Source organism: Streptomyces sp. BBFR102, assembly GCF_051397025.1.
Classification (GTDB): Bacteria; Actinomycetota; Actinomycetes; order Streptomycetales; family Streptomycetaceae; genus Streptomyces.
On sequence record NZ_CP195757.1, the window covers coordinates 4904040 to 4930702 of the forward strand.

At 75.0% G+C, this 26663-nt stretch carries 26 protein-coding genes and 2 pseudogenes; 19 read left to right on the forward strand and 9 right to left on the reverse strand.

The window, feature by feature from the left end:
- Position 1: 1 nt before the first annotated feature.
- From ACSLIC_RS21720 to ACSLIC_RS21775, 12 genes are read left to right on the forward strand one after another with little or no spacing between them, the layout of a single operon-like run.
- Positions 2-808, forward strand: a complete 807-nt coding sequence (locus ACSLIC_RS21720) for an MlaE family ABC transporter permease (protein WP_436739379.1) — start codon at positions 2-4, stop codon at positions 806-808.
- Between the two features lies 1 nt (position 809).
- Positions 810-2063, forward strand: coding sequence for an MCE family protein (locus ACSLIC_RS21725; RefSeq protein WP_436739380.1), 1254 nt, complete (start codon positions 810-812; stop codon positions 2061-2063).
- Positions 2060-3115: an MCE family protein gene (locus ACSLIC_RS21730; RefSeq protein ID WP_436739381.1), complete on the forward strand. Its 1056-nt coding sequence runs from the start codon at positions 2060-2062 to the stop codon at positions 3113-3115. The genes ACSLIC_RS21725 and ACSLIC_RS21730 overlap by 4 nt, the downstream gene beginning before the upstream one ends.
- Positions 3112-4155, forward strand: coding sequence for an MCE family protein (locus ACSLIC_RS21735; protein ID WP_436739382.1), 1044 nt, complete (start codon positions 3112-3114; stop codon positions 4153-4155). The genes ACSLIC_RS21730 and ACSLIC_RS21735 overlap by 4 nt, the downstream gene beginning before the upstream one ends.
- Positions 4152-5177: an MCE family protein gene (locus tag ACSLIC_RS21740; protein ID WP_436739383.1), complete on the forward strand. Its 1026-nt coding sequence runs from the start codon at positions 4152-4154 to the stop codon at positions 5175-5177. Before ACSLIC_RS21735 ends, ACSLIC_RS21740 begins: the two co-directional genes overlap by 4 nt.
- Positions 5174-6445, forward strand: a complete 1272-nt coding sequence (locus tag ACSLIC_RS21745; RefSeq protein ID WP_436739384.1) for an MCE family protein — start codon at positions 5174-5176, stop codon at positions 6443-6445. Before ACSLIC_RS21740 ends, ACSLIC_RS21745 begins: the two co-directional genes overlap by 4 nt.
- A complete protein-coding gene (locus ACSLIC_RS21750) occupies positions 6442-7716 on the forward strand; it encodes an MlaD family protein (RefSeq protein ID WP_436739385.1) in 1275 nt (424 codons plus the stop codon). Before ACSLIC_RS21745 ends, ACSLIC_RS21750 begins: the two co-directional genes overlap by 4 nt.
- Positions 7713-8249 carry a hypothetical protein gene (locus ACSLIC_RS21755; protein WP_436739386.1) on the forward strand — a complete coding sequence of 179 codons (537 nt, stop codon included), beginning with the start codon at positions 7713-7715 and terminating at the stop codon, positions 8247-8249. Before ACSLIC_RS21750 ends, ACSLIC_RS21755 begins: the two co-directional genes overlap by 4 nt.
- Positions 8249-8896, forward strand: a complete 648-nt coding sequence (locus tag ACSLIC_RS21760) for a hypothetical protein (RefSeq protein ID WP_436739387.1) — start codon at positions 8249-8251, stop codon at positions 8894-8896. Before ACSLIC_RS21755 ends, ACSLIC_RS21760 begins: the two co-directional genes overlap by 1 nt.
- 26 nt (positions 8897-8922) lie before the next feature.
- The gene (locus ACSLIC_RS21765) at positions 8923-9468 is read left to right on the forward strand and encodes a nuclear transport factor 2 family protein (RefSeq protein ID WP_436739388.1); all 546 of its coding nucleotides are present in this window, start codon (positions 8923-8925) and stop codon (positions 9466-9468) included.
- 45 nt (positions 9469-9513) lie between these two features.
- Positions 9514-10305: a hypothetical protein gene (locus tag ACSLIC_RS21770; protein WP_436739389.1), complete on the forward strand. Its 792-nt coding sequence runs from the start codon at positions 9514-9516 to the stop codon at positions 10303-10305.
- A 40-nt stretch (positions 10306-10345) separates the two neighbouring features.
- The gene (locus ACSLIC_RS21775) at positions 10346-11575 is read left to right on the forward strand and encodes a lytic transglycosylase domain-containing protein (RefSeq protein ID WP_436739390.1); all 1230 of its coding nucleotides are present in this window, start codon (positions 10346-10348) and stop codon (positions 11573-11575) included.
- A gap of 205 nt (positions 11576-11780) precedes the next feature.
- Here the strand turns inward: ACSLIC_RS21775 and ACSLIC_RS21780 are convergent, their stop codons facing one another.
- The gene (locus ACSLIC_RS21780) at positions 11781-12998 is read right to left on the reverse strand and encodes an MFS transporter (RefSeq protein WP_436739391.1); all 1218 of its coding nucleotides are present in this window, start codon (positions 12996-12998) and stop codon (positions 11781-11783) included.
- Positions 12999-13220: 222 nt separating this feature from the next.
- Here ACSLIC_RS21780 and ACSLIC_RS21785 point away from each other — a divergent pair, with 222 nt between their 5' ends.
- A complete protein-coding gene (locus ACSLIC_RS21785; RefSeq protein WP_436739392.1) occupies positions 13221-13790 on the forward strand; it encodes an EF-hand domain-containing protein in 570 nt (189 codons plus the stop codon).
- An 80-nt stretch (positions 13791-13870) separates the two neighbouring features.
- Here the strand turns inward: ACSLIC_RS21785 and ACSLIC_RS21790 are convergent, their stop codons facing one another.
- Positions 13871-14251 carry a hypothetical protein gene (locus ACSLIC_RS21790; RefSeq protein ID WP_436739393.1) on the reverse strand — a complete coding sequence of 127 codons (381 nt, stop codon included), beginning with the start codon at positions 14249-14251 and terminating at the stop codon, positions 13871-13873.
- A gap of 415 nt (positions 14252-14666) precedes the next feature.
- Positions 14667-14816 carry a hypothetical protein gene (locus ACSLIC_RS21795; protein ID WP_436739394.1) on the reverse strand — a complete coding sequence of 50 codons (150 nt, stop codon included), beginning with the start codon at positions 14814-14816 and terminating at the stop codon, positions 14667-14669.
- A gap of 473 nt (positions 14817-15289) precedes the next feature.
- Here ACSLIC_RS21795 and ACSLIC_RS21800 point away from each other — a divergent pair, with 473 nt between their 5' ends.
- Positions 15290-16045, forward strand: a complete 756-nt coding sequence (locus ACSLIC_RS21800) for an ATP nucleotide 3'-pyrophosphokinase (RefSeq protein WP_436739395.1) — start codon at positions 15290-15292, stop codon at positions 16043-16045.
- Between the two features lie 115 nt (positions 16046-16160).
- Here the strand turns inward: ACSLIC_RS21800 and ACSLIC_RS21805 are convergent, their stop codons facing one another.
- Both ACSLIC_RS21805 and ACSLIC_RS21810 read right to left on the reverse strand, forming a co-directional pair.
- Positions 16161-16400, reverse strand: a complete 240-nt coding sequence (locus ACSLIC_RS21805) for a hypothetical protein (protein ID WP_436739396.1) — start codon at positions 16398-16400, stop codon at positions 16161-16163.
- A gap of 198 nt (positions 16401-16598) precedes the next feature.
- The gene (locus ACSLIC_RS21810; protein ID WP_436739397.1) at positions 16599-17852 is read right to left on the reverse strand and encodes an MFS transporter; all 1254 of its coding nucleotides are present in this window, start codon (positions 17850-17852) and stop codon (positions 16599-16601) included.
- Between the two features lie 108 nt (positions 17853-17960).
- On the opposite strand from ACSLIC_RS21810, the gene ACSLIC_RS21815 reads away from it, so the two are divergent.
- Entirely contained in the window at positions 17961-18554 is a 594-nt protein-coding gene (locus tag ACSLIC_RS21815) for a TetR/AcrR family transcriptional regulator (RefSeq protein ID WP_436739398.1), read from the forward strand.
- Here the strand turns inward: ACSLIC_RS21815 and ACSLIC_RS21820 are convergent.
- Both ACSLIC_RS21820 and ACSLIC_RS21825 read right to left on the reverse strand, forming a co-directional pair.
- Positions 18530-19761, reverse strand: a pseudogene (locus ACSLIC_RS21820) (stealth conserved region 3 domain-containing protein). The gene ACSLIC_RS21815 and the pseudogene ACSLIC_RS21820 sit on opposite strands and share 25 nt — an antisense overlap.
- Positions 19721-19894 carry a hypothetical protein gene (locus ACSLIC_RS21825; protein WP_436739399.1) on the reverse strand — a complete coding sequence of 58 codons (174 nt, stop codon included), beginning with the start codon at positions 19892-19894 and terminating at the stop codon, positions 19721-19723. Before ACSLIC_RS21825 ends, ACSLIC_RS21820 begins: the two are co-directional and overlap by 41 nt.
- A gap of 178 nt (positions 19895-20072) precedes the next feature.
- Between ACSLIC_RS21825 and ACSLIC_RS21830 the strand changes: the two genes are divergently transcribed.
- The 4 genes and pseudogenes from ACSLIC_RS21830 (at position 20073) to ACSLIC_RS21845 (ending at position 25444) form a co-directional block, all read left to right on the forward strand.
- Positions 20073-22328 (forward strand): heavy metal translocating P-type ATPase, encoded by a 2256-nt coding sequence (locus tag ACSLIC_RS21830; protein WP_436740439.1) that lies wholly within the window; start codon positions 20073-20075, stop codon positions 22326-22328.
- Between the two features lie 453 nt (positions 22329-22781).
- Positions 22782-23762, forward strand: coding sequence for a PRC and DUF2382 domain-containing protein (locus tag ACSLIC_RS21835; RefSeq protein ID WP_436739400.1), 981 nt, complete (start codon positions 22782-22784; stop codon positions 23760-23762).
- A gap of 320 nt (positions 23763-24082) precedes the next feature.
- Complete coding sequence (locus ACSLIC_RS21840) at positions 24083-24637, forward strand: hypothetical protein (RefSeq protein WP_436739401.1); 555 nt, start codon at positions 24083-24085, stop codon at positions 24635-24637.
- An 80-nt stretch (positions 24638-24717) separates the two neighbouring features.
- A pseudogene (locus tag ACSLIC_RS21845) lies at positions 24718-25444 on the forward strand (ArsR/SmtB family transcription factor).
- A gap of 14 nt (positions 25445-25458) precedes the next feature.
- On the opposite strand, the gene ACSLIC_RS21850 reads toward ACSLIC_RS21845, so the two are convergent.
- Positions 25459-25830 (reverse strand): MerR family transcriptional regulator, encoded by a 372-nt coding sequence (locus tag ACSLIC_RS21850; RefSeq protein ID WP_436739402.1) that lies wholly within the window; start codon positions 25828-25830, stop codon positions 25459-25461.
- Positions 25831-25855: 25 nt separating this feature from the next.
- Positions 25856-26629 carry an SDR family NAD(P)-dependent oxidoreductase gene (locus ACSLIC_RS21855; RefSeq protein WP_436739403.1) on the reverse strand — a complete coding sequence of 258 codons (774 nt, stop codon included), beginning with the start codon at positions 26627-26629 and terminating at the stop codon, positions 25856-25858.
- Positions 26630-26663 lie beyond the last annotated feature (34 nt).

Consider the following 26663-nt stretch of genomic DNA (forward strand, 5'->3'; position numbering starts at 1 on the left):
GATGGCCTCCCCGCTCGCCTGGCTCGACCGCTCCGGCGACCAGCTCGTCTTCTACGCCAAGGCCCTGGCCGCGGTCCCGCGCACGCTGCGCCGCTACCTCAAGGAGGTGCAGCGGCTGCTCGCCGAGGTCGCCTTCGGCTCCGGCGGACTCGGCGTCATCGGCGGCACCGTCGGCGTGATGATCGCGATGACGCTCTTCACCGGCACCGTCGTCGGCCTCCAGGGCTACGCCGCCCTCGACCAGATCGGCACCGCCGCCTTCACCGGCTTCGTCTCCGCCTACTTCAACACCCGCGAGATCGCCCCGCTCGTCGCGGGCCTCGCCCTCTCCGCCACCGTCGGCGCCGGCTTCACCGCCCAGCTCGGCGCGATGCGCATCAACGAGGAGGTCGACGCCCTCGAAGGCATGGGCATCCGCTCCATGCCGTACCTCGTCACCACCCGCATCATCGCCGGCGTCGTCGCCATCATCCCGCTCTACGCGATCGGGCTGCTCTCCAGTTACGTCGCCTCCCGCTACATCACCGTCTTCTTCAACGGCCAGTCCCGGGGCACCTACGACCACTACTTCAACCTCTTCCTCTCACCGACGGACGTCCTGCTGTCGGTGCTGAAAGTGCTGATCTTCAGCGTGCTGGTGATCCTCGCCCACTGCTACTACGGCTTCCGCGCCCAGGGCGGACCCGCCGGGGTCGGCGTGGCCGTCGGCCGCTCGGTGCGCAACGCCATCGTGCTGATCAGCGTCACCGACTTCTTCCTGTCGCTGGCCCTGTGGGGCGCGACCACGACCGTGAAGGTGGCGGGGTGAGATGGGTACCGACCCGGGCGCGACGCTGCGCCGCAGAAGTGCCGGCATCGTCTTCCTGCTCGTCCCGGCCCTGCTGATCTGGCTGGCCGTCGCCGTCTACGACAAGCGGTTCACCCGCTCCGAGCCGGTGGTGGTGGAGACCGGCAGCGTCGGCAACGAGATGCACCTGGGCGCCGAGGTGAAACTGCGCGGGGTCGTCGTCGGCGAGGTCCGCGCCATCGACGCCACCGGCAGCGGGGCCCGCCTCACCCTCGCCATGAAGCCGGGCGCGCTGGCCGGGGTCCCCGCCGACGTACGGGCGCAGATGCTGCCCACCACGCTGTTCGGTGAACGGTTCGTGGCGCTCGTCCCGCCGAAGCAGGCCACCGGCCAGGCGCTCGCCGCCGGGGCCGTCATCCCGCAGGACCGCTCCAGCAGCGCCGTCGAACTCCAGCAGGTCCTCGACAACGTCCTGCCGATGCTCACCGCCGTCCAGCCGCAGAAACTCTCCGCCACCCTCTCCGCCGTCTCCCAGGCCCTGGAGGGGCGCGGCGAGAAGCTGGGGGAGACCCTCACCACGCTCGACACGCACCTGGCGAAGTTCAACCCGCACCTGCCGGCCCTCAACCGCGACCTGCGCCACCTGGTCGAGGTCAGCCACGTCTACGCCGACGCGGCCCCCGGCATCCTCACCGCGCTCACCGACTTCACCACCACCAGCTCCACCCTCGCCGAGCAGGAGGGGCGGCTCGCCGCGACCTACGGCGCCACCACCCGCACCGCCGAGGACCTGACCGCCTTCCTGCGGCAGAACCAGGCGAACATCATCCGCCTCGGCGCCACCAGCCGGCCGACCCTGGAACTGCTCGCCGAGTACTCCCCGTCCTTCCCCTGCACCCTGCGCACCCTCGCCGAGTTCGTGCCCGCGATGGACAAGGCGCTCGGCAAGGGCACCGACCGGCCGGGACTGACCGTCGAGGTCACCGCCGTCCCCTCCCGTGGCGCCTACCAGCCGGGCCGCGACACCCCCTCGTACGACGCCTCGGGCGGCCCCCGCTGCTACCCGGTGCCCTACCTCGGCACCTCGGTGAAACCCGCCGCCCAGCCCGAGGCCACCGCCGGAGGGGAACTCGGTCCGGCCAACTCCCCGCAGGAGAACGACCTCGTCAACGAATTGCTGGCCCCCGGTGCCGGGCAGAGCCCCGGCGAGCTGCCCGACTGGAGCAGCCTGCTCGCGGGACCGGCGTTCCGGGGCGCGGAGGTGACCCTCGAATGACCGACCGGAACCCGCACACCCGCCGCCGCGGCCTGACCGGACCGGTGCTGAAGTCCCTGGCCTTCCTCGTGGTCACCGTGCTGGCCACCACCGTCCTCGGCCTCAGCATCGCCAACACCGGCGTCCGCACCGGCACCACCACGTACAAGGCCCTGTTCACCGATGTCACCGGACTCCTCGACGGCGACAGCGTGCGCATCTCCGGGGTGAAGGTCGGTGAGGTCACCGACGTCCGCGTGGTCGACCGGCGGCTCGCCCAGGTCACCTTCACCGTGCGGAAGGAACGGACGCTGCCGCGCTCGGCGACCGCCGCCGTCAAGTACCTCAACATGGTCGGCCAGCGGTACGTCTCCCTCGACCGGGGCAGCGGCGACCTCGCCGGGACCCTGGAGGGCGGCGCCACCATCCCCGTCGGCCGCACCACCCCCGCCCTCGACCTCACCCTCCTCTTCAACGGTTTCAAGCCGCTCTTCGAAGGGCTCTCCCCCAGGGACGTCAACGAGCTGGCCGGCTCCATCGTGCAGGTCCTCCAGGGCGAGGGCGCCACCGTCGACGGCCTCATCCGCCATGTCGGCTCGCTGACGACGACGGTCGCCGCCAAGGACCAGGTGATCGGCGAGGTGATCGACAACCTCAACACCGTCCTGGCCACCCTCAACGAGCGCGAGGCGGGCTTCGACGACCTCGTCACCACCCTCCAGAAGCTCGTCACCGGCTTCAACGGCGACCGCAAGCCGCTGGGCAGGGCCGTCGCGGCGATGGGCGACCTCACCACCGTCACCGCCGATCTGCTCCAGGAGGGCCGGGCCCCCCTCAAGAAGGACATCGCCGAACTCGGCAGGCTCTCCACCACCCTCGGCGAACACGCCCCGCAGATAGAGGAGTTCCTCGCGAAGACGCCCGCCAAGATGACCGCCCTGGCCCGGGTCTCCTCGTACGGGTCGTGGTTCAACCTCTACCTCTGCGAGGCGCGTGTGAGCGGTGTGGAGACCGACGACGGTTCGAAGCCGCCCACCGGCATCGGCCTCACCGAAGCGAGGTGCCAGGGATGAGCCGCCGCCCCCGCCTCAAGCCCGTCAAGGACCGCAACCCCGTCGCCGTCGCCCTCGTCGGCCTGCTCGCCCTCGCCCTGCTCGCCGCCCTCGCGTACAACGTCGAGCGGCTGCCGCTGGCCGGCGGCACCACGTACACCGCCGACTTCTCCGAGGCGGCCGGGCTCGGCGACGGCGACGAGGTGCGGGTCGCCGGGGTCAAGGTCGGACAGGTCACCGGCGTCGCCCTGGAAGGCGCCAAGGTCGAGGTCACCTTCGAGGTCCAGGACGCCTGGGTCGGCGACCGGTCCACCGCCGCCATCGCCATCAAGACCCTGCTCGGCGAGAAGTACCTCGCCCTCGACCCGCTGGGCTCCCGCGCCCAGGACCCCGGTGCCCGTATCCCGCTGACCCGCACCACCTCCCCGTACGACGTGACCACCGCCTTCCAGGACCTCGGCTCCACCGTGGACGAGATCGACACCGGCAAGCTCGCGGAGAGCTTCGAGACCATCTCCGACACCTTCAAGGACTCCCCGCCGCACGTGCGCAAGGCCGCCACCGGCCTCTCCGCGCTCTCCGCCTCGATCTCCGAACGGGACGCGAAGCTCGCCGAACTCCTGGAGGGCAGCGCCACGTTCACCAGGACGCTGAAGAACAGGAAGTCCAGCTTCGAGACGCTCATCGAGGACGGCGGGCCGCTCCTCGGCGAACTCAAGGAGCGCCGCGACGCCATCCGCGCCCTGCTCAAGGGCAGCCGGAACCTCTCCACCGAACTCGGCGGCCTGGTCGACGACAACGGCAAGCAGCTCGGCCCGGCCCTGAAGGCCCTCAGCCGGGTCACCGGCGTCCTGGAGAAGAACAAGACGCAGTTGGACAGGACCCTCGCCCTGGTCGGCCCCTACTACCGGCTCGTCGGCAACACCCTCGGCAACGGCCGCTGGCTCGACAGCTACCTGTGCGGCGTCGTCCCCCGCGCCTACCTGCCCGAGCAGTCCCAGCCCAAGACCGGATGCCTCCCGCCGCGGCAGGCGGCGGCGAAGGGGAGCGGTGCCCGATGACCCAGCGCGGAAGAATCCTCAGCGCGGCCCTCGCCCTGGTGGTGCTGGCCGCCGGCGGCCTCGTCGCCGTCCGCCTCCTGGACGCGGGCACCACCCGCGTCACCGCCTACTTCGACCGCGCCGTCGGCGTCTACGCCGGCTCCGACCTGCGGGTCCTCGGCGTCCGCGTCGGCGAGGTCGAGTCGGTCGAGCCGCAGGGCACCAAGGTCCGCGTCCTGCTCGCCCTGGACGAGGGCGTACGGCTGCCCGCGGACGCCCGCGCCGTCGTCGTCGCCCCCAGCGTCGTCGCCGACCGCTACGTCCAGCTCGCCCCCGCCTACACATCCGGCCCGGCCCTCGCCGACGGTGCCGAACTCCCGGCGAGCCGCAACCGCACCCCCGTCGAGATCGACCAGCTCTACGACTCCCTCACCGAACTGGCCACCGCACTGGGCCCCGACGGCGCCAACTCCTCCGGCGCCCTCTCCGGCCTCCTCGACACCGGCGCCCGGAACCTCGACGGCAACGGCAAGGCCATCGGCGAGTCGATCGAGCAGTTCGGCAAGGCCGCCAAGACCCTCGACGGGAGCAGTGAGGACCTCTTCACCACCCTCGCCCAGCTCCAGGTCTTCGTCACCATGCTCAAGGACAAGGACGGCGAGGTGCGCACCGCCCAGGAGCGCCTGGACGACGTCACCACCTTCTTCGCCGACAACAAGGACGACCTGTCCGGCGCCCTGAGGGAACTCGGCAAGGCCCTCGGCCAGGTCAAGGAGTTCGTCAAGGACAACCGGGGCGAGCTGAAGAAGAACGTCGACCGGCTGGCCCCCCTCACCCAGGCCCTCGTCGACCAGCGCGCCTCCCTCGCCGAAGCCCTCGACGTCGCCCCGCTGGCCGCCGGGAACGTCGTCAGCGCCTACAACCCCGACACCCGCACCCTCGACGGCCGCGCCAACCTCAACGAGATCAGCGGCGGCGGCCCCCTGCTCCCGCTGCCCGCCGCCGGCGGCTCCTCCGCCGAGCGTGGGGAGGCGAAGCGATGAAGCGCCTCCCGCACCTCGGCAAGGCGGCCGGCGCCGGACTCGGCGGCCTCCTCGCCCTCGGCCTCGGCTTCGCCCTGGCACTCGGCGCCTTCGCCGAGGCCGCGCCCGGCTTCGAGGGCACCGAGAACCTCCCGCTGCCCGGCGGTGCCGACCTCGGCTCCGACCCGTACACGGTCACCGCCGAACTGGACGACGTCCTCAGCCTCGTCCCGCAGTCCGCGGTCAAGGTCAACGACGTCGCCGTCGGCCGCGTCACCCGCATCGAACTCGGCGGTGACGACTGGTCGGCCCGGGTCACCATGGAGGTCAACGGCAAGGTGCGGCTGCCCGCCGACGCGAGCGCCCGCCTGGAGCAGTCCAGCCTCCTCGGCGAGAAGTACGTCCAGCTCGTCGCCCCCGCGAAGGAGAGCGCCGCCGGGCGCCTGGGCGACGGCAGCCTCATCCCGGTGGCCCGCACCGGCCGCAACACCGAGGTCGAGGAGGTCTTCGGGGCCCTCTCACTGCTCCTCAACGGCGGCGGCGTCAACCAGCTCAAGACCATCACCCAGGAACTCAACGCCGCCCTCGGCGGCCGCGAACCCGAGGTCCGCTCGATGCTGAAACGGGTGAACACGCTGGTCACCACCTTGGACGAGAACCGCGACGCCATCACCGACGCCCTCGACGGCGTCAACCGGCTCTCCAGCACCCTCGCCACCCGCAAGAAGGACGTGGGCACCGTCCTCACCGACCTCTCCCCGGGCCTGAAGACCCTGGAGAAGCAGCGCGGTTCACTGCTGGCCATGCTCCGCTCGCTGGACACCCTCTCCGGCGTCGCCACCGCCACCATCGACGCGAGCAAGGACGACATGGTCGCCGACCTCAAGGCGCTCGCCCCCACCCTCCAGGCCCTCGCCGACGCCGGGAGCGACCTGCCCGACTCGCTCCAGGTGCTGCTGACGTACCCGTTCACCGACGAGGTGCTGCACGGCGTCAAGGGCGACTACCTCAACACCTACCTGCACCTCTCCGCCGCCCCCGGCACCGCCGTCCTCCCCCCGCTGATCCCGGGTGACCCCACGCCCACCGAGCCCCCGTCCGCCCCCGAGCCCGGCGTGGAGCCACGGAAGGCGGCGCCCGGGAAGAAGGCCGCGCCCGAGTCCGGCGCACCGTCCGCCCCTTCCACCGGGCCGGCCTCCGGCACCCCGCTGCCCCTGCCCTCCGTCACCACCCCCACCGGCTCCGCACCCGGCAGCGGCACCCCGACCGCCGGAGGTGGGTCCCGGTGATCACCCTCGCCGTACGGCTGAAGAACCTCGCGTTCCTCCTCATCGCCGTCCTCGTCCTCGCCTTCCTCGGCATCCGCTACGCCGACCTCGGCCGCTACGTGGGCGTCGCCGACCACTACGCGGTACACGTCGAACTGGAGCGCACGGGCGGCCTGTTCACCCACTCCGACGTCACCTACCGGGGAGTCTCGGTCGGCCGGGTCGGTCCCATCGGCCTCACCGCGGACGGGGTCAGCGCCGAGCTGCGGATCAAGAAGTCGGCGCCGCGCATCCCCGCCGACACCGAGGCGGTCGTCGCCTCGCTCTCCGCCGTCGGCGAGCAGTACATCGACCTGCGCCCGGCGAGCGACACCGGCCCCTACCTCGCCGACGGCGCCCGCATCGCCCAGGCCGACACCCAGGTGCCCGCCCCCGTCACCTCCGTCCTCACCAGCATGAACGACCTCACCCACTCGGTGCCGCTGGACTCCCTGCGCACCGTGGTCGACGAGTTCGGCCGGGCGTTCGAGGGGCGCGGTGACGACCTCCAGGCCCTCCTGGACCACGGCAGCGCCTTCGTCGAGGCCGCCGACGGCGAACTGCCCGCCACCACCCGCCTCATCCAGGACGGCGAGACCGTGCTGCGCACCCAGGCCGAGGAGGGCGAGGCCATCCGCGACTTCGCCACCGGAGCCGAGGAACTGGCCCGCGAACTCAAGGGCTCCGACGCCGACCTGCGCCGCCTCATCACCGTCACTCCCGCCGCCGCCGCCCAGGTCAGCGGCGTCCTGCGCGACCTCGACCCGAGCCTCGGCGTGGTCCTCGCCAACCTGCTGACCACCTCCGAGGTGGCGCTCACCCGCCAGCGCGGCACCGAGGAACTGCTCGTGAAGTACCCGGCCGCCGTCGCCGCCGGAGCCACCGCCGTCGACGGAGGAAAGGTCAACTTCGGCATGGCCGTCACCTTCTTCAAGCCCCTGCCCTGCACCACCGGCTACGGCGGCACCCGCTACCGCAACGGCCTCGACCTCGGCACCGCCCCGCCGCTCAACACCGGCGCCGCCTGCACCGCCCCCGCCTCCTCCGGCAAGAACGTGCGCGGCTCCGGCAACGCCCCCGAGGGCGGCCCCGTCCCCACCCCGGCCAAGCCCGGCTCCCTGCCCTCGGGCAGCGCCGCCGCCTCCGGCACCCCGGCCGCGCTCCCCGGCGCCCTCGCCCTGCCGGGGCAGCGGGGCGAGGCCCCCACCGGCCTGTCCGCACTGCTCGCCCCCGCCGACCGGAGCGGGCGATGAGGCGGGGCCGGGTGCTCACCGGGGCGGCCCTCGCCGTGGCCGCGCTGTTCTGCGGGGCCGGTGCCTGGACGTACGCCGACGCCCGGAGCGACGACGGGCTCGCCCACAGCCGGGAACGGGACACCGCCCTCGACGCCGGACGGCACGCGCTCGCCACCCTGTCCACCCTCGACGCCTCCACCCGCGAACACGCCGAGAAGAGCATCCGCGCCTGGCGGGACACCGCCACCGGGCCGCTGCGCACCGAACTCGCCCGCACCGAGCCCGAGGCGGGCCCCTCGGCGCGGGGCACTGTCACCGAGGCCGCCGTCACCGCGCTGGACACCCGCGCGGGCACCGCCAAGCTCATCGCCACCGTCCGCGTCGAGGTCACCCCCGAGGGTGCCGAGGCGATGACCGCCGACCGCAAACGCCTGGAGGCCGTGCTCTCCCGCACCGACGACGGCACCTGGAAGGTCCGGGCCCTCAGCGCCGTCCCGGTCGCGGACCAGGCGGACGAGCCCGAGGACGCCCAGGACGAGGGGAAGCGCTGATGGGACCACTGCTGAGAAGGGCCGACGCCCAGACCGCCGGCCCGGACGAGACCCCGGAGCAGGCCCCCGACGCGACCCCGGACACCACCGCGGAACAGGCCGCGACCTCCGACGGCCCCGACGAGGCGGACACCACCGGCCCCGTACGCCCCCGTTGGCGCCGCTGGGCCCCCACCGCCCTCGCCGCCGTCCTCGTCCTCGCCGGTGGCGGCTTCTTCTACGGCGCCCACCAGCTGCGGACCACTCCCTCGGCCGAGAACCGCGCCCTCACCGACACCGAGGCCACCACCCAGGTCGGCGGCGAGGTCTCGGGCGGACTCGCGCGGATCTTCTCGTACACCCCGGACGGTACGGCGGCCACCGAGCGCTCCGCCCGCGCCCTCCTCGCCGGGAAGGCCGCCCGGCAGTACGAGGACCTCTTCGACCAGGTCCGCGAGAGCCTCGCCGAGCAACGGCTCACCCTCACCACCCAGGCCGTGCGGACCGGCGTCGTCGAGCTGACCGGCGACAGGGCGCGGCTGCTGGTCTTCCTCGACCAGACCTCGCACCGGGCCAAGGGCGAACCCGCCACCGCCGCCGCCCAGTTGACCGTCACCGCCCGCCTCACCGACGGCCGCTGGCGCATCACCGACCTCACCACGCGCTGACCCCGCACCCCAGAACGGGAGCACCCATGACCAGCAAGCTCCGCGCCGCCCCCCGCACGGCCCGCCCGCTCCTCGTGGCGGCGCTCGTCCTCACCCTGATCGCGGGCGGCTTCGCGGTGCGGGGCGGCTGGGCCTGGTACGCCGCCGCCCACGACGACACCGCCGCCTACGCCGGGCAGCGCGACGCCGCCCTCGCCGCGGGGGAGCAGGCCGTGCAGAACCTCAACACCCTCGACCACCGCGACGTCGACCAGGGCCTGGACCTGTGGGAGTCCTCCACCACCGGGGAGCTGCACGAGCAACTCACCGAAGGGCGCGGGGACTTCATCGAACAGGTGAAGTCCGCCAGAACGGTCACCACCGCCAAGGTGCTGTCCGCCGCCGTCACCGAGCTGGACGACCGTGCCGGACGCGCCCGGGTCCTCGTCGCCCTCCGCGTCACCGTCAAGGCCCCCGGTGCCGAGAAGACCGACAAGGACAGCCGCATGCTCGGCGAACTCAGCCGCACCGAGGGCCGGTGGAAGCTCAGCGCCCTCGGACAGGCCCCCGTGGGCGGCACCCCGGCGGGCTGACCCGGCCCGTACCCGCGCCCGCCGCCCGCACCGGAGAGGACCCGCATGCCGACCACCCGCCACCTCATCAACAGCCGGCGCCGCCGCCAGGCCCGTGACACGCAGCCGGGCCCCGCGACACCCCGCACCGGCCTGGCCGTCCTGTCCCCGGACACCATCGAGGAGGCGGTACCGGTGACCGCCACGGACCCGGAGCCGCAGGACCCCGGGCCGGAACCGGCCGCCCCCGCGCGGCGCCCGGGACCACGCGCCGTACGCCGGACCCGCCCGGGCGGCGAGGACACCGCCGCGCCCCGGCGCCGCCGCCCGCGCCCCCTCACCGTGCTCTGCCTCCTCACCCTCCTCCTCGGCGGCTTCGCCGGCTGGGCGCACGCGCGGGCCGCCGCGCTGAGCGGGGACCCGGCCCGGCAGAACACCGCGCTCACCGACCTCGCCCGCACCAGCGAGATCAAGGGCCAGACCGGCCGGGCCGTCGCCGCCCTCTTCTCCTACGACCACGCCGACCCGGACGCCTTCGACCGCGCGGCCAGGACCCTGCTCACCGGCAAGGCCGTCGACCAGCACGCCGCGCTCCTCGGCGAGGTCGCCGCACGCGCCGACGAACAGAAGGCCGTCATCACCACCACCGTCACCGACAGCGCCGTCGAGCGGATCGACGGCGACCGCGCCCGGGTCCTCGTCTACGCCGACCAGAGCAGCGTCAGCACCGCAGGCGGCGCCAAGAAGAAGGACGAGGCCGACGACGAAGGGGTCTACGCGGGCGCCATGTTCGCCGTCGACGTCGTCCACCGCGACGGGCGCTGGCTCGTCACGTCCCTCGACACCTTCGGCCGCTGACCCCGCCCGGCCCGGACCACCACCGACAGGAGTGACCGCGATGCCCGTACCCCGTGGGCGACGCCTGCCCGCACGCACCCGCAAAGGGCTGCGCGGCGGCGCCGTAGCCGTCGCCGCCATGGCCCTGCTCACCGCCTCCCAGGCCCCCGGCCTGATCCCCGTGGCCCTGGGCGACACCCCGGCGGACGAGGAACGCGCCACCCACAGCGCCCCGCCGCTCACCGCCGACCCGCCGGGCGACGACGCGTACCACACCGAACTCCCGCCGCTGAAGGGCGCAGGGGCCGGCCGGGGCACCCCGGGCGGGGCCTCGCCCGCCACGCTGGTCCGCGCCCAGTCCGGCATCCCCGCGACCGTGCTGCGGGCCTACCGGAACGCCGAGCGCCGGGTGGCCGGCAGCGACCCCGGCTGCCGCCTGCGCTGGGAACTCCTCGCCGCCATCGGCAAGGTGGAGTCCGGCCACGCCCGGGGCGGTGCCCTCGACGCCGCCGGTACCACCCGGGGCCGCATCACCGGCCCGGCGCTCGACGGCAACGGCTTCGCCCTGATCCGGGACACCGACGGCGGCGCCCACGACGGCGACACCGTCTACGACCGGGCGGTCGGCCCGATGCAGTTCCTCCCCTCCACCTGGGCCCGCTGGGGCGCCGACGGCAACGGCGACGGCCGCAGCGACCCCGGCAACGTCCACGACGCGGCCCTCGCCGCCGGCCACTACCTCTGCGCCGGTACCCGCGATCTGGGCCGCTCCGCCGACCTGGACCGCGCCATCCTCAGCTACAACCACTCGGGCGACTACCTCCGGCTGGTCCGCCACTGGATGGAGTTCTACCGGGGTGGCGTGCACACCGTCCCCGACGGCAGGGGCACCCTCCCCACCAGTCCCGGCCCAGGCGGCAAGACCCCCGCCACCCGCCCCGTCGACGACGGGGACGGCGGCATCGTCGTGGGCCCCGACCCCGGCGACGACAAGCCCGGTCCGCCGAAGCCCGGCCCGACCAAACCCGACAAGCCCTCCCCGGCCCCCGAACCGCCGGCCGACCCGGACCCCTCACCCGGCCCCTCCGAGCCGCCGGCCCAGACCCCGGACCCCTCACCCGGCCCATCGGACCCGGGCACCCCGACCGACCCGGGCACACCCACGCCCCCCGAGGAGTGCGAGAGCCCGAGCCCCACGCCCGACCCGGACGAGACCGCCGGCCCCAGCCCGTCCCCGTCCCCGTCCCCGTCCCCGACCGGCCCGCAGTGCGAGGACCCGGCGAAGGAGTGAGCCGGGCGCGGCCCGCGCCTCGCACCACCTCCAGCGGCACCTTCCGCTCCGGCGGCGGGAAGGCCCGGTCGTGCGCGGCCAGGTCGCCGACGGAGAGCGGGCCGGAGCGGGCCGCCGCGTTCTCCTCGACGGCGTCGCGTGAGGCCCAGGTCGATCCCGTGGCGCAGCGCGGGGATCTCCCCGGCACCGGAGGTCCGGGGCGCGGTCAGGCGCCGCGGCGCGGGCGGCGGGGCGCCGCGCGCAGCAGCCACACCCCGATGGACCCGGCCAGCACCATCACCGAGGCGCTGAACACCAGCCCCGCGTCGCGCAGTCCGAGGGCGAGCGAGAGCGCGCCCACGCCGACCACGGGCAGCGAGATCCCGAGGTAGGCGACGACGAAGAACGCCGAGGTCGTCTCCCCGCGCCGGTCGGCCGGGGCCCGGGCGCCGACCGCGTTCAGCCCCGCGCGGAACAGCAGCCCCTGGCCCACTCCGGAGACCACCGCGCCTGCCACCAGCAGCGCCAGCGAGGCCGCGAGGAGCGAGCCGCCGATCGCCCCCAGCCCCGCCATCAGGACGAAGCACCCCAGCGGCAGCGCCCGTTCGGCCGGGACGCCGCCGAGGGACGCCTGCCCCACGGTGGACGCGGCGAAGGTCAGGAAGACGACCAGGCCCGAGACGGCCAGGTTGTGCACGCCCAGCGTCTGGGCCATGAAGCTGGGCGCGACCGAGGTGAAGAGCCCGAACATGGCGAACCCGGCGAAGGCCGCCAGCGCCGCCGGGACGAACACCGACCGCGCCTCGGCGGGCACCGACGGGCGCCGTGGCCGTGGCGCGGGGCGGGGCCCGGAGTGCCGCACGGTCTCCGGCAGCACCAGGGTGAGGGCGAACGCCACCGCGACCAGCCCCAGATGGACCAGGTACGGCAGCCGCAGCGGCCAGGGCGCGTACTCGGCGAGGAGCCCGGCGAGCAGCGGCCCGCAGCCGAGCCCCAGCATGTTGGCGGCGGTCGCCGCGAACGAGGCGCGGCCCCGGTGGTTCCGGGGCGCCAGCTCCATCACGGCCACGGTCGCGGTGCCGGTGAAGAGCCCGGCGGAGAATCCGGAGAGCACCCGCCCGGTGAACAGCAGTGGCAGCCCGCCCTCGAAGACGAAGCAGAGCGCGCTGGCGGCCGCGCACCCGAGCCCGGCCAGCAGCACCGGCCGCCGCCCCAGCACGTCCGAGACCCCGCCGGCCGCCACGAGTACCGCGATCACCCCGGCGGCGTACACCGCGAAGATCACCGTCACCATCAGAGAGGAGAAACCGATCTCCTCCTCGTACAGCCCGTAGAGCGGGGTGGGCAGCGTCGTCCCCACCATGACGACGGCGAAGACGTACGCGGCCGCCGCGTACGGCCAGGAACGGAGACGGCCCGCCGGGTCCCGCTGATCGTTGGTCACAGCCGCACCCTAGGAACTCCGGTTCCCCCGCGGCGGGACCTTCGGGGGCGCGGCGGGGCGGGCCCGCTCCTCCGGGCCCGCCGCCGCCCGCGACCGCGGCGACCTTCCCCTCATCAGGTGAACACTCCGGCCCAGCGCCCCACCGGTGCGCTGGGCCACCGATAGTGGCAGGGCCGCCCGCCCGGGCGGCTGCGGCCTCGGCCGCGACGAAAGGGGACGGCCATGCGCACCGAGGCGACCCACCGGGTCCAGCTCGTCTTCTCCCTGCTCGACGCCGACGGCGACGGCGTGCTGGAGGCCGAGGACTTCGACCTCCTGGCGCACCGCGTCGTCTCGGCCGCCCCGGACTCCGGCACGGCGGCGCACGACGCGGTGCGCGAGGCCCTCCTGCGGTACTGGACCACCCTCGCCGCCGAACTGGACGCCGACGGCGACGGCCGGATCACCTTCGAGGAGTACACCGCCTGCGTGCTCGCCCCCGAGCGGTTCGACGCCGCGGTGGACGCCTTCGCCCGCGCCCTGGCCGCGCTCGGCGACCCGGGCGGCGAGGGCCGGGTGGCCCGCCCCGCCTTCGCCGCCCTGATGACCGCGACCGGCTTCGGCCGCGCCGCCACCGGCGCCCTCTTCGACGCCTTCGGCCCCACACCGGACGACCGGATCGACGCCGCCGCCTGGGCCAGGGGGATCAAGGACTGCTACGCGCCGGGCGGGGCGGGCGGCCGTCCCGCCGGCGGCGCGGACGCCTGGGCCGCCTTCTCGGGCCGCGCCCCCGGGCCCCGGCCGACTTCCTGACCCGGGCCCGTCGCCGCCGGTTCTTCACGGCCAGGCCGGGGCCGCCACGGAGGGCGGCCCCGGCCTGGGTCCCACCGCTCTCAGCGGGTGCGGGGGTTGTTCGGCTGGGTCGGCCTCGACCGGTCGTACGTGCCGTGCGGCAGCGGGTCGGGCGGGAGTGCGGCCGTCTGCGGGGAGACGGGGGCGCGGCCCCTCGTGGGGCGGGCCTGCTCGGCCGCGGGGGCGGCGGGGTCGCCGCCCGAGGGCGGCGCGCCCCGCTCCAGCTGGTCGAGCCGGTGGTCGATCATCTGCTTGACCCGCGGCCGGTCCGCGTGCTCCCGCTCGTACGCCCGGACCGTCCGCAGCTCGTCCGCCGGGAGTGTCCGCATGCGGTGCTCCAGGCCGGAGACCGGCAGGTGGTCGTAGTCGGGGAGGGGGAGTTCCTCGCGGGACGGGCGGGGGTCACTCGGCTTGTCCTGCATCGGTTGCCTCCTGGGTCAGGGCTTGAGGATGGCCTTGGTCCAGCCGGAGAGCCGGTCGTCGAAGTTCCGGTACGCCCTCGGGGGCGCCGTCCAGCGGCAGTTCGTGCGACACGATGAGCGAGGGCCTGGCCTTGTCGTGGTGGACGAGGTTCCGCAGGCGCCGGTTGTGCGCCGTGACGTCGGCCTTGCCGGTGCCGATCCGCCGGCCCTTGCAACGAGAAGTCGCCGAAGCCGAAGGGGAGCCCGCCCCTCGCGCGTACCGAGGCGACCAGGTCGTTCATGGGCGACTCGGGCTTCTCGTGGCCGCCGCAGTCGTGCGCCCGGCGGCCGACGCACTCGCACCCCTTGTCGGCGCCGCCGCCGGTCCGCTCCGGGATCTGCCCGGCGTGGTCGCCCTCGGTGTCGTCGACGGGGATCACTCCGGCCTTCTCGGTGCGTGGGGTGCGGGGCCGCAGACCTCGGCCGAGGGGACCCGCACCAGGACGTCCGTGGAGCGTCCGGTCCGCGCGTCCGGGACCTGCTCGACCGTGGCCTCGCGGGGCCCCTGGCAGACCAGTGCCTTCATCGGTTCACCGCTTCTTCGTCTCGGGGCTGGGCCCGGGGCCCGCGCGGCGTGCGGCGCGGCGGTCGCGGTGGCCGTCCCGGGCCGGGGCGGTGCCACTTCTCCACCGTGACGCAGTTCGGGCCCGCTCGCCTGTCGGGGCCGACGGGTGGACGCCTGCGGCGTCCCCGGGCCCGCTCCGCCGGCCGGCCCCCCTGCGGGCCGGGCTGTCGAGCCGGGGCGTCAGGGACCTCCTTCGGCCAGGCGGGCCAGGTCGGTTGGGGGACAAGCGGGTGCCGGTCTCGTTGTCGGCGGCGGGCACATGGCCGTGGGTGACGTGGAGGCCGGTGGCATCGCCCGGGGCTGCGGCGAGCACGGTGGTGATCCTCGTCGGGGCGGCGTATCCCCCGGGGTACTTGATCGTTCTCCAAGGCGCCCGGCGTCGATCCGCACGCCCGGGCCCCGCTTCCGCGTGAGAAAGAGCTGGTACGCGCCGCATGACCACCACCACCCGGCCCACCCCGATCCGCACCGCCCTGTGCGGGGCCCTCGCCGCCGTCCTGGCGCTCGGCCCCACGGCCGTCGCCGCCGCCGACGAGCCCGGCGGCTGGAAGGGCGAGGGCGGCCTCACCCTGACCAGCGGGGAGAACAGCACGGTCGACGCCTACCTGGAGGAGGCACGCGAGGCGGAGCGCTCGATCAGCGTGCAGGTCCGGGCCGCCGCCGCCATGTCGGAGGCGGAACTCACCGGCTTCGACCAGCGCCTGAAGTCCCCCGACTCCCTCAAGCGGAAGGTCGCGACCGCGCTGGCCGAGCGGCCCGAACGGAACGTCGACACCGTGCTGGCCGGCATCACCGACGCCGTGCGCTACACCCTCCTGTGGGACGACGACTCCTACACCTCCGGCGTCTCCACCGTCGCCCACGAGCTCGACGGCTGGCGCAACGAGTCCACCAAGTGGTCCAACACCTGGGGCCGCGCCTCCGGCTACAAGGGCCTCAACACCGGCTGGCGCGCGCCCCGTTCGGGCCAGCAGTTCGAGGTCCAGTTCCACACCGAGGCCAGCAAGAACGCCCAGGAGACCACCCACAAGCTGTACGAGGAGCAGCGCCTGCCCTCCACCAGCCCCGAGCGCAAGCAGCAGCTCCAGCGGGAGCAGGACGCGATCTTCGCCGCCGTCCCCGTCCCGGCGGGCGCCGCGTCGCTGACCGCGCCGGAGCCCCGGCACAGCCCCGTACCGGCCGGGGTGTAGCGGCCCGCCGGGGCGCGGGGCGCGCGCGAGGGGAGGGCTTCCCGGGCGGGGAGGGGAGCGCCGGTGAGCGCGAAGACGGCGTACTCCAGCCGGACCCGGACGTGCGACGCGGGCCTCAGCCCTCCAGCCAGCCGGAGACGGCGCGGGCCGCCCCGAGCCGGCTGGCGGCCAGCGCCACCGCGGGCAGCAGCCGCGCCTGCCACGGGCTGAGGTCGCCCGCGAAGACGGCCCCGGCCCTCACCAGGTCGATGCCGCCCCCGCCGCCGTACAGCGGGACGGCCGGGCCGCACGGGACCCGCGAGCAGACCAGCACCGGGACGCCCGCACCGGTCAGCCGGGCCACCTCGCGGGCCACCCGGGGCGCGGTGTTGCCGGTGCCGGGGGCGCCAGCACCAGGCCCGCCGACCCCGCCTCGGCGGCGGCCCGCAGCAGGGTCTCGTCGGCGCCCGGGTGGAGAGCTGCGCGGGCCCTGCCCCTGGACCCGGCGGCTCCCGCAGGTGAGAGGCGGATGGATGGGCCGTCCGTCCCCCCAGGAACGGGCGGCCCATCCTGTTCAGGGACGGCCGGCGCCGTCGTCCGCCCGCTGTGGAGCCGTGCCCGGCTGCGGCGGTACGCCCGCCGGGGCCGCCCGGGGTCCGCGTGGCCGCAGCGCCGGGGCGAGCAGGGCGGCCACCACCAGCAGGCCGAGCACCACGCCCATCGTCGGCCGCAGCCCGACGTGGTCGGCGAGGAAGCCGAGCGAGGGCGGGCCGACGAGGAAGGCGAGGTATCCGGCGGTGGCCACCGCGCTGACCCGGGCCGCCGCGCCGTGCGGGTCGTCGCCCGCCGCCGAGATGCTCACCGGGAAGCCGAGCGAGGCGCCGAGCCCCCACAGCACCACCGCCGCACCCGCCGCCAGCGGACTCGGTGAGAAGACCACCACCGCCACCCCCGCCGCCGCCAGCACGGCACTGGCCCGCACCACGGCCGCCCGCCCGAACCGCTCCAGGAAGGGCCCGCCGGTGAACCGGCCCGCCGTCATGGCGAGGGCGAACACCGTGTACGTCAGCGAGCCGGCGGTGGCACTGACGCCGTGCCCGTCGACCATCAGCAGCGGCAGCCAGTCGTTGGCGGCGCCCTCGGTGAACGCCATCACCAGCACGATGATCCCGATCAGCACCAGCCGCCCGTCCCGCCACACCCTGAGCGCCGCCAGCCGGTCCTTCGGCCCGGCCGCCTCCGGCGCCGCCTCCCGGCCCGTCCCGGCGGGCACCGACCGCACGGCCCACACCGTGGCCGCGGCCGTCAGCACCGCCACCGCCAGCAGATGCGCCCCCACCGGGAACCGCGCCGCCGTCAGCGCCAGGCCGAGCAGCGCCCCGAGGACCGTGCCGAGGCTGGAGCAGCCGTGCAGCACCGGCAGCACCGGTCGGCCGAGGCGGCGCTCGACGGCCGCGCCCTCGATGTTCACCGCCACCTCGGCGAGGCCCAGCCCCGAGCCGAACAGCGCGAGCCCCGCGAACACCCCGCCCGCCAGCGACCACTCGGCACCGCCCGCGGTCACCGCGAGCCCGGTGGTCACCACGGCCGCGCCACCCCACAACACGGCCCGCCCGCCGTACCGCCGCACCAGCGGACCGGAGAGCAGCACGCCGGCCATCGACCCGGTGGACAGGCCGAACAGCACCACACCCATCCCGCCGGTGCTCACCCCGAGCGCGTCACGCACCGCCGGTGTCCGCGCCACCCAGGAGGCCATGCCGACCCCGGCCGTCAGCATGAAGACGAAGAGGGCGGCACGCCAGCGGCGGGTGGCCAGATCCAGCACGGCAGAATCCTCGGCAGACGCGGGAAGGGAGCGTACGGCCGTACGCCCCCGAAGTGTACGACCGTACGCCCGGCGTCCGCACCCTTGTCCGTACGACCAGGAGGACCAGTGGCGACCGGAAAGACCGACCCCGGCCGGCGGGAGCGCATCCTCGCCGCCGTACTGGACCTCATCGCCGAGGACGGCGTGGCCGGCCTCTCGCACCGCAAGGCGGCGGCGCGGGCCGGGGTGCCCCTGGGGTCGATGACCTACCACTTCGCCTCGATGGACGAACTGCTCCGCGAGGCGTTCACCCGCTTCTCCTCGACCGTCGTGGCCGTCTTCGAGGAGCGCCTCGGCGCCGCCGCCACCGCCGAGGAGGCCCGCGCCGCCGTGGTCGGCCTCGTCCACCACCTCTCCAGCGGCAACCAGCGCGACCTGATCCTCACCCAGGAGCTCTACACCCTCGCCGCCCGCCGCCCCGCCTACCGCGAACTGACCCGCGCCTGGATGGCCCGCAGCCGCCGCATCCTCGAACGGCACTTCGACCCCGACACGGCCCGCCAGCTCGACGCCCTCATCGAGGGTCTCTCCCTCCACCGCGCCCTGGACACCCGGCCGCACGAGCGGGCGGTGACGGTGGAGGCGGTGGAGCGGATCACGGCCGGGGGGACCTCAGGCCGCGGCGAGCGCGCCGGTCAGACGGGGCCGCCGCGCTCGTAGCGGCTGGGGAAGGGGAAGTACGTCTCCAGGAAGGTGTGGATCTTCCGGTTGATGGCGTCCTGCTCCTCTGCGGGGCTGTTGACGTCGTTGAGGCAGAAGAAGTCGAACCGCCGGTTGGCCGCCAGCTCCTCCAGCCGCTCGTCGGCGTCCGGACGGGCCGCGTCGACGTACCGGGTCTTGTACGTGCCCGGCACGGCGCGACCGGTCAGGAACGCCTGGTGGTGGTGGAAGGAGGCGCCCATGGCGATGTCCGTCGGGGCGCGGAACCGGGAGCGGGCGGTGCGCTCGACGTCCTCGGCGAAGCGCTCCTCGATCTCCCGCATGACCGAGCGGATCTGCGGGTGCGGGGTGTGGGCGAACTTGCTGACGGTCATCCGCCCGTGCTCCTCGCGCAGCAGCCGCCGGACGTTCTTGCCCGCCGAGTTCGGCGCGGGCTCCTCCGGCCAGGTGTAGACGACGTCGAGCGGGAAGGCGACGGTGTCGATGACCGGCTCGGTGAACTCCGCGAAGGTCGGATGGCCGGTCCCGCCGACGGTGCGGACGGCGGGCGTCTGCGCCTCGGCGGGCACCACGTCGGAGACCGCGTTCTGCCGGGGGCCCACCAGTGCCCCGGCCGGCAGCGCGGGCGGTGCCTGGTACCGCAGGCCCCGCAGCAGGTCCGCGGCGCGTTCGCCGCCCTGTTCCGCCTCGTCCAGGAGTTGCCGCCCGTCCCTCCAGAACTCCACGTCGCAGCCGCGGACCAGCCCGGCGAGTATCTGGGCCGAGGAGGATCTCCCCGAACCGGATGACGGCCCGGCGTTTCAGCTCGGTGGGCAGCGCGCCCTCGGCGTACAGCGCGGCCTCCCGGGGCCAGGGGGTCTGGCCGGGCTCCGCCGCGTAGAGGGCGGTGGGGTCCGAGAGGCGGACGCCTACGGCGTACCGCTGGACGGAGCGGCCGGGCACCATGAAGTAGTCGACACCGGCGTGGCGCAGCGCCTTGTGACCAGGTCGAGGTTGCGCTCGGCCGCCTCGGCCTCCTCCAGGCTGTGCACCCGGGCCCTATCCAGGTGCGTCCGTCGGCCTCGACCTCGGCCAGGTCGGGATCGCCCGCCAGCAGGGCTTCGCGCCGCTTCGCCGCCCTGCGTGCCGCCTGCCCGGCCTCGTCGGCCACGGGGCCGCGCCGCGTGTCACGGCGCAGGCGGGAGAGGAGCGGCTTGGGCGTCGACATGCGCGTCCGATCCGTGGCCGGTCGGCACCGGGCGGGAGGGTTCGGGGCCGAACCGGTCCCCGACTCCGTACGCCGCGCCGAAGGCGATGGCCAGTCCGGCCGCGTACAACCCGATCCGCACCCCTGTGTTCATGACTCGCTCCCTTGTCTCCGCCGGCGCCTTCTTGTGCCGGCGACCTTCCTGAAAGGTACCCCCTGGGGGTATCAAGTCAAGTGACCGCCGCCTCTTGCGGCGGATACCGGAGGGGGGTATACCTGACGTCAACGGATACCCCCTGGAGGTACCGGTGACCGACGGAGAGGCAGTGGGCATGAGCGGCCGGACGACGACAGCGGGCAGCGCGGAGGTCGAACTCGCCATCGGCGGGATGACCTGCGCCTCCTGCGCCGCGCGCATCGAGAAGAAGCTCAACCGCATGGAGGGCGTCGAGGCCACCGTCAACTACGCCACCGAGAAGGCGAAGGTCTCCTACACCGGGCCGGTCGGGGTCGGCGACCTGATCGCCACCGTCGAGGCCACCGGCTACACCGCCCGTGAGCCCGAGCCGCCCCGCACGGACCCCGTCCCCGACGACGCCGACACGCGGGCCGAGGAGGAGCTGCGCCCGCTGCGCCAGCGGCTCGTCACCGCCGTCGTGCTCGCCGTCCCGGTGATCGCCATGGCGATGATCCCGGCGCTCCAGTTCACCTACTGGCAGTGGCTCTCCCTCACCCTGGCCGCCCCCGTCGTGGTCTACGCGGCCTGGCCGTTCCACCGGGCCGCCTGGACCAACCTGAAGCACGGCGCCGCGACGATGGACACCCTGATCTCGGTCGGCACCTCGGCCGCCTTCCTCTGGTCCCTGTGGGCCCTGTTCTTCGGCACCGCCGGAACCCCGGGGATGACCCACCCCTTCGCGTTCACCGTCGCCCGCACCGACGGCGCCGGCAACATCTACCTGGAGGCCGCCGCCGGCGTCACCGCCTTCATCCTGGCCGGACGCTACTTCGAGGCCCGCTCCAAGCGCCGCGCCTCAGCCGCGCTGCGCTCCCTGCTGGAGCTGGGCGCCAAGGAGGTCACCGTCCTGCGCGGCGGCCGCGAGGAGCGGATACCGGCGGGCGAGCTGCGCACCGGTGACCGCTTCGTGGTCCGCCCCGGCGAGAAGGTCGCCACCGACGGCACCGTGGTCGAGGGCTCCTCCGCGATCGACGCCGCCCTGCTCACCGGCGAGTCCGTCCCCGTCGAGGTCGGCGTGGGAGACGCCGTCACCGGTGCCACCCTCAACGCCGGCGGCCGCCTGGTCGTCGAAGCCACCCGGGTCGGCGCCGACACCCAGCTCGCCCGGATGGCCAGGCTGGTCGAGGAGGCGCAGAACGGCAAGGCCGCCGCCCAGCGGCTCGCCGACCGCATCTCCGCCGTCTTCGTGCCGGTCGTCATCGCCCTGGCCGTCGCCACCTTCGGCTTCTGGCTCGGCACCGGCTGGGGGCTGACGGCCGCCTTCACCGCGGCCGTCGCCGTACTGATCATCGCCTGCCCCTGCGCGCTGGGGCTCGCCACGCCGACCGCGCTCATGGTCGGCACCGGGCGCGGCGCCCAACTCGGCATCCTCATCAAGGGCCCGGAGGTTCTGGAGAGCACCCGCAAGGTCGACACCGTCGTCCTCGACAAGACCGGCACCGTCACCACCGGCCGCATGACCCTGCTCGGCGTGCGCACCGCCGCCTCCACCACCGAGGGCGAGGCGCTCAGGCTCGCCGGAGCCCTGGAACACGCCTCCGAGCACCCCATCGCCCAGGCCGTCGCCCGCGCCGCCGCCGACCGCACCGGCCCGCTCCCCGTGCCGGAGGACTTCGCCGCGGTCGCCGGGCTCGGCGTCCAGGGTGTCGTCGAGGGACACGCCGTCCTCGTCGGCCGCCCCCGCCTGCTCGCCGAGTGGGCCATCGGGCTGCCCGCCGAGCTGGAGCGCGCCCACGCCGAGGCCGAGGCCGCCGGGCGTACCGCCGTCGCCGTCGCCTGGGACGGCGAGGCCCGGGCGGTCCTGGAGGTGGCCGACGCCGTCAAGGAGACCAGCCCCGAGGCGATCCGCCGGCTGCGCGCGCTGGGCCTGACCCCGGTCCTGCTCACCGGCGACAACCGCGCCGCCGCCGAGTCGGTCGCCCGCGAGGTCGGCATCGAGCAGGTGATCGCCGAGGTGATGCCCGAGGACAAGGCCGAGGTGGTCAAGGGGCTCCAGGCCGAGGGGCGTACGGTCGCCATGGTCGGCGACGGGGTCAACGACGCCGCCGCCCTCGCCCAGGCCGACCTCGGCCTCGCCATGGGCACCGGCACCGACGCCGCCATCGAGGCCGGCGACCTCACCCTGGTCCGCGGTGACCTCCGGGTGGCCGCCGACGCGGTACGCCTCGCCCGGCGCACCCTCGCCACCATCAAGTCCAACCTCTTCTGGGCCTTCGCCTACAACGTCGCCGCCCTGCCGCTGGCCGCCGCCGGCCTCCTCAACCCGATGATCGCCGGCGCCGCCATGGCCTTCTCCTCGGTCTTCGTCGTCGGCAACTCGCTGCGGCTGCGCCGGTTCAAGGGGGCGTGACCGCCGCTTCGCACGACGCCGGGAGCCGGCCCCCGTCGCGGGGGCCGGCTCCCCTTCCGGTCGGTCTCCCGGCCAGCCGACGCCGACGCCGCGGCCGATGCGGATGAAGACGTCCCGCACGGTCGTCGGGTTGTCCGCGTGGCCGCCGCCCGCACTCTTCGCGCCGCGCTCGCCGGCTCATGACCCCGGGGAGCAGGGGGAGAGCGGCCTCACAGGGCGGCGTTCACTCGAATGGGCTAACGCCGCGCGGCCCCCGGAGGCGGTGCGCGGCCCTTCCCCGGAGCCCCTTGAGCGCCCGGCCCCGCCTGTGGCGCGGTGCACCACGGGCGGAGCGGTGGCGGCCCCGGGTTGCCGCGACGGCGTTCCGGGTGCGCGATGGGGACGTGGGTGTGTGGGCCCATGGGGGTGCTCCCGGAATCCTCCGCCACGCGCCGTCCAAGGAGTGATCACGACATGACAGCAGGTGACAGCTTCCTCACCACCGACCAGCTGGTGGGGCTGACCGCCTACGACCGCGACGGCGCCAAGGTCGGCAGTGTCGAACAGGTCTTCCTCGACGACGCCACCGGAAAGCCCGAGTGGGTCACGGTCAAGACCGGCATGTTCGGCATGAAGGAGACCTTCGTGCCGTTGGCCGGCGCGGGCCACGACGGCGAGGGACTGCACCTCGCCTACGCCAAGGACACCATCAAGGACGCCCCGCGCGTCGACGCCGACGAGCACCTCGACGCCGCCGAGGAGCGGGAGCTGTACGCCCACTACGGGGTCACCCGGGGCGGCAGCGGCAAGACCGGTGACGAGATGAGCGGGCGTACGGACACGTCCGGCACGGACACCGGAACCAGGGCCGCGGCGGCGGGTACCGCCGGCGCGGCGGGCGCGGCGGGTGCCGCCGGTGCCGGTGGCCGCGGTCGGCCCGGCACGGACCGGCCCGCCGAGGACCGGCCGCTGGCCGGGGCGGGCGCGGGCTCGCCCGCGATGAGCCGTTCCGGCGCCGACACGGGCGACGAACGTGCCAAGTACGCCGACGAGATGGTGCGCTCCGAGGAGCAGCTGCGCGTCGGCACCGAGGAACAGGAGGTGGGCCGGGCCCGCCTGCGCAAGGTGGTCGTGACGGAGAACGTCACCACGACCGTCCCCGTCAGCCACGAAGAGGTGCACCTCGTGCGGGAGCCCATCGGCGAGGGCGACCGTACGCGCGGCACCGAGATCGGCGAGGCCGAGGCGGAGGTCACCCTCCACGCTGAACGCCCCGTGGTCCGCAAGGAGGCCGTCCCCGTCGAACGCGTGCGCCTGGAGACGGAGAAGGTCACCGAGCAGCGCGAGGTCAGCGACACCGTCCGCAAGGAGGAGATCCAGTACGACGACGGCACCGGCAGCGCCTCCGGTGAGCAGGACGACTGGAAGGGCGGCCGCAGCGGCCCGACCCGTTGACGGCCTCCCCGACGCCGGGAGCCGACCCGGTGGCGGACGGCCGGCCGGACACCTCGACGGTGTCCGGCCGGCCGTCCGCGTGTCCGGTCCGCGGCAGGCCGTCACGACCCGTGCGCCGCCCCGGTACCGGCGCCGTGGCGGCGCCGGCCTCCGCAGGGGCGGGGCGTGGTGTGCGGAGCCAGGGGCGGGCGGCTTCACCTCGGGCGGGCAGCCTGCGGCGGCCGGAGCGGGGGAGCGGGCGGGGCCGGGCGGCTGACGGAGTGTCCGGTGGTCGGCCTGCGGCTGGTGGGTCCACAGCTTCGTCGTCCATACTGCGGACCGTGGACGAGCGCATAGAGACCAAGGCCCCGCCCGTGTACGTCGCCACCACCTCACCGGCGCACGTTCCGGGCATCACCGCCCCCTCGGCCGGCCCGGCGCGGAAGGACGGCGACGCCGCGGGTGGCACCCCCGACGACACGGTCCCGGCCGAGGAGGCGGCCCCCGAGGCACAGGCCGCCGCGGAGCCCGGGGCCGACGGTGCCGGGCAGCGGGAGCCGGAACCCGAGGACGCGGCGGCGCAGGCCGGCGCGTCGGACGGGGCCGCCGACCCCGCCGGCGGCCCCGTCTTCGAGGCCGCCGATCGCCGCGCCTCGGTGACGGCCGACGCGGACGGCATACGGCTGCGCCTCGACGACCAGGAGGCCGAGTTCACCTGGCAGGAGGTGGCCGCCGTGGAGTCCTCCGTCTCCCGTTTCGGCCGCCGCCTCCTCGTCGCCGTCCACACCCCCGGCCCCTGGCGCTACCCCGCCGAGGTCGAGGCGGACGACAAGGGCCGGGCCAAGGAGTGGCTGGCCGCCCTGGACGCGGTCCTGGACGCCTACTTCGAGGAGTAGGAACCCCGCGCCACCCGCGCCCGGGTCCGGCGGCGACCCTTCGGCCGCCGCCGAACCCCGGGCGCGGCATCCATGGAGCCATGGGAACCGAACCGGCGGCCTCCGGTTCAGCCGCCGAGCGGGTGGCCGCCCTGGCCGCCCTGCTCGCCGACGAGACCCGGGCCGTCATGTGCCTCGCCCTTCTCGACGGCCGCGCCTGGACCGCCGGGGAACTCGCCCGCCGCGCCCGCGTCGCCGCCTCCACCGCGAGCGAGCACCTGAACCGGCTGGTCGCGGGCGGCCTGCTCGCCGAGGAGCGGCAGGGCCGCCACCGGTACGTCCGGCTCGCCGACCCGGGCGCGGCCGGCCTGGTCGAGGCCCTCGCCGCCCGGGCGGCCCCCGGCGGTGAGTGGCCCGTGGGCCTGAGCGCGGTCCGCACCACAAGCCGCCTGGCCCGGGGCCGTACCTGCTACGACCATCTCGCGGGCCGGATCGGCGTCGCCGTCACCGACGCGATGGTGCGGCGCGGCCTGCTCGCCGCCGACGCCGACCTGACCCCCACCGGCGAGGGCCGCGCCTGGTTCGCCGCGCAGGGCCTTGACCTCACGCCGCCCGGCCGCCGGCCGGTCACCCGCGCCTGCCTCGACTGGACCGAACGCCGTCCGCACCTCGCCGGCCACGCCGGAGCCCTCCTGTGCCGCCACACCCTCGACCACGGCTGGTGCCGTCGCGTCGGCACGGACCGGGCCGTCGAGATCACCCCCGAGGGCGCGGCGGCTCGGCGCCCTGCTCGGCGCCGGGGCCGAAGCCTGGCGGCTGCCGGGCTGAGCCGGGGTGAGGTGTCAGGTCACCGGGCGGTGCCGGTCGCCGGTCCTCGCCCGAAGGGCGGCCTCCAGCCGGTCCCGGGCCGCGGTCTGGGCGGCGATCCGCCGGTCGAGGACCGCCAGCCGTTCCCGCGCGACCCGCAGGCCCTCGCCGGAGGGGGGTGCGGCAGCCACGTCGCCGTCCAGGCAGGGCAGGAAGACGCGTACGTCGTCCAGGGTGAGCCCGGCGTCGAGCAGGTGGCGGATGTTGCGGACCCGCACCAGTGCCCGTTCGCCGTAGACGCGGTAACCGTTGGCGGCCCGCTCCGAGGAGAGCAGTCCGGCCTGCTCGTAGTGGCGCAGCGCACGCGCGGACACTCCGGTCGCCTCGGCCAGTTCGCCGATCCTCACCCGCCCCACCTCCCGGCTCACCCTCTCACGCCACGACGGCCCCGCCGTCGACGGGAAGGACCACCCCGGTGACGAAGGAGGCGCCCGGGGCGGCGAGTTGGGTGATGGCCCAGGCCACTTCCCCGGGCCGGCCGATCCGGCCGAGCGGGGTGTGCGCCAGCTGCCACTCCCGCACCGCGGCCCTCCGCTCCGGCGTCAGGCCCTGGTGCTCGCCGATCGGGGTGTCGACGGCGCCGGGGGCGACCGCCGCCACCCGTATCCCGCGCGGCGCCAGCTCCACCGCCCAGCTGCGGGTCAGCAGCTCCAGGGCGGTCTTGGTCGCCGCGTAGACCGAGCTGCCGGGCCAGGCCCGCTGCCCCACCGACGTACTGACGTTGACGATCACTCCGCTCGACCTCTCCAGCGGCCCCAGCGCGGCCTGGGCGAGCAGGACGGGGGCTACCAGGTTGGTGGCGAGCTGATCCCCGATCGCCTCCGGTGTCAGCGTGCCGAGGGCGCCGCTCCGTACGATGCCGGCGTTGTTGACCAGGACGTCCAGCCGGCCGTGTGTGCGGAGCACGGCCTCGACGATCCGTCCGGGCTCGCCCTCGCCCGTGATGTCGGCGGCCAGTGGGGTGATCCGGCCGTGCCCGGCGGCGGTCTCCCCGAGCGGTCCGGGCCGCCGTCCGATGGCCACGACGTGGGCGCCCTCGGCGGCGAAGGCGCGGGCGGTGGCCCGGCCGATGCCGGTGCCCGCTCCGGTGACGGCGACGACCCGGCTGCTGGGTGATGCGGTACTGGTGCTGTTCATGCCGGTCATCGTGGAACCCTGCCGCCAGTGGCAAGGTCAAGCG

Coding starts and splice junctions, on each gene's coding strand:
- ACSLIC_RS21855 (WP_436739403.1), bottom strand. CDS start 26,629: ATGACCGGCATGAACAGCACCAGTACCGCATCACCCAGCAGCCGGGTC.
- ACSLIC_RS21760 (WP_436739387.1), top strand. CDS start 8,249: ATGGGACCACTGCTGAGAAGGGCCGACGCCCAGACCGCCGGCCCGGAC.
- ACSLIC_RS21835 (WP_436739400.1), top strand. CDS start 22,782: ATGACAGCAGGTGACAGCTTCCTCACCACCGACCAGCTGGTGGGGCTG.
- ACSLIC_RS21765 (WP_436739388.1), top strand. CDS start 8,923: ATGACCAGCAAGCTCCGCGCCGCCCCCCGCACGGCCCGCCCGCTCCTC.
- ACSLIC_RS21825 (WP_436739399.1), bottom strand. CDS start 19,894: ATGAACACAGGGGTGCGGATCGGGTTGTACGCGGCCGGACTGGCCATC.
- ACSLIC_RS21740 (WP_436739383.1), top strand. CDS start 4,152: ATGACCCAGCGCGGAAGAATCCTCAGCGCGGCCCTCGCCCTGGTGGTG.
- ACSLIC_RS21725 (WP_436739380.1), top strand. CDS start 810: ATGGGTACCGACCCGGGCGCGACGCTGCGCCGCAGAAGTGCCGGCATC.
- ACSLIC_RS21770 (WP_436739389.1), top strand. CDS start 9,514: ATGCCGACCACCCGCCACCTCATCAACAGCCGGCGCCGCCGCCAGGCC.
- ACSLIC_RS21785 (WP_436739392.1), top strand. CDS start 13,221: ATGCGCACCGAGGCGACCCACCGGGTCCAGCTCGTCTTCTCCCTGCTC.
- ACSLIC_RS21755 (WP_436739386.1), top strand. CDS start 7,713: ATGAGGCGGGGCCGGGTGCTCACCGGGGCGGCCCTCGCCGTGGCCGCG.
- ACSLIC_RS21745 (WP_436739384.1), top strand. CDS start 5,174: ATGAAGCGCCTCCCGCACCTCGGCAAGGCGGCCGGCGCCGGACTCGGC.
- ACSLIC_RS21720 (WP_436739379.1), top strand. CDS start 2: ATGGCCTCCCCGCTCGCCTGGCTCGACCGCTCCGGCGACCAGCTCGTC.
- ACSLIC_RS21830 (WP_436740439.1), top strand. CDS start 20,073: ATGAGCGGCCGGACGACGACAGCGGGCAGCGCGGAGGTCGAACTCGCC.
- ACSLIC_RS21800 (WP_436739395.1), top strand. CDS start 15,290: ATGACCACCACCACCCGGCCCACCCCGATCCGCACCGCCCTGTGCGGG.
- ACSLIC_RS21735 (WP_436739382.1), top strand. CDS start 3,112: ATGAGCCGCCGCCCCCGCCTCAAGCCCGTCAAGGACCGCAACCCCGTC.
- ACSLIC_RS21790 (WP_436739393.1), bottom strand. CDS start 14,251: ATGCAGGACAAGCCGAGTGACCCCCGCCCGTCCCGCGAGGAACTCCCC.
- ACSLIC_RS21775 (WP_436739390.1), top strand. CDS start 10,346: ATGCCCGTACCCCGTGGGCGACGCCTGCCCGCACGCACCCGCAAAGGG.
- ACSLIC_RS21795 (WP_436739394.1), bottom strand. CDS start 14,816: ATGAAGGCACTGGTCTGCCAGGGGCCCCGCGAGGCCACGGTCGAGCAG.
- ACSLIC_RS21730 (WP_436739381.1), top strand. CDS start 2,060: ATGACCGACCGGAACCCGCACACCCGCCGCCGCGGCCTGACCGGACCG.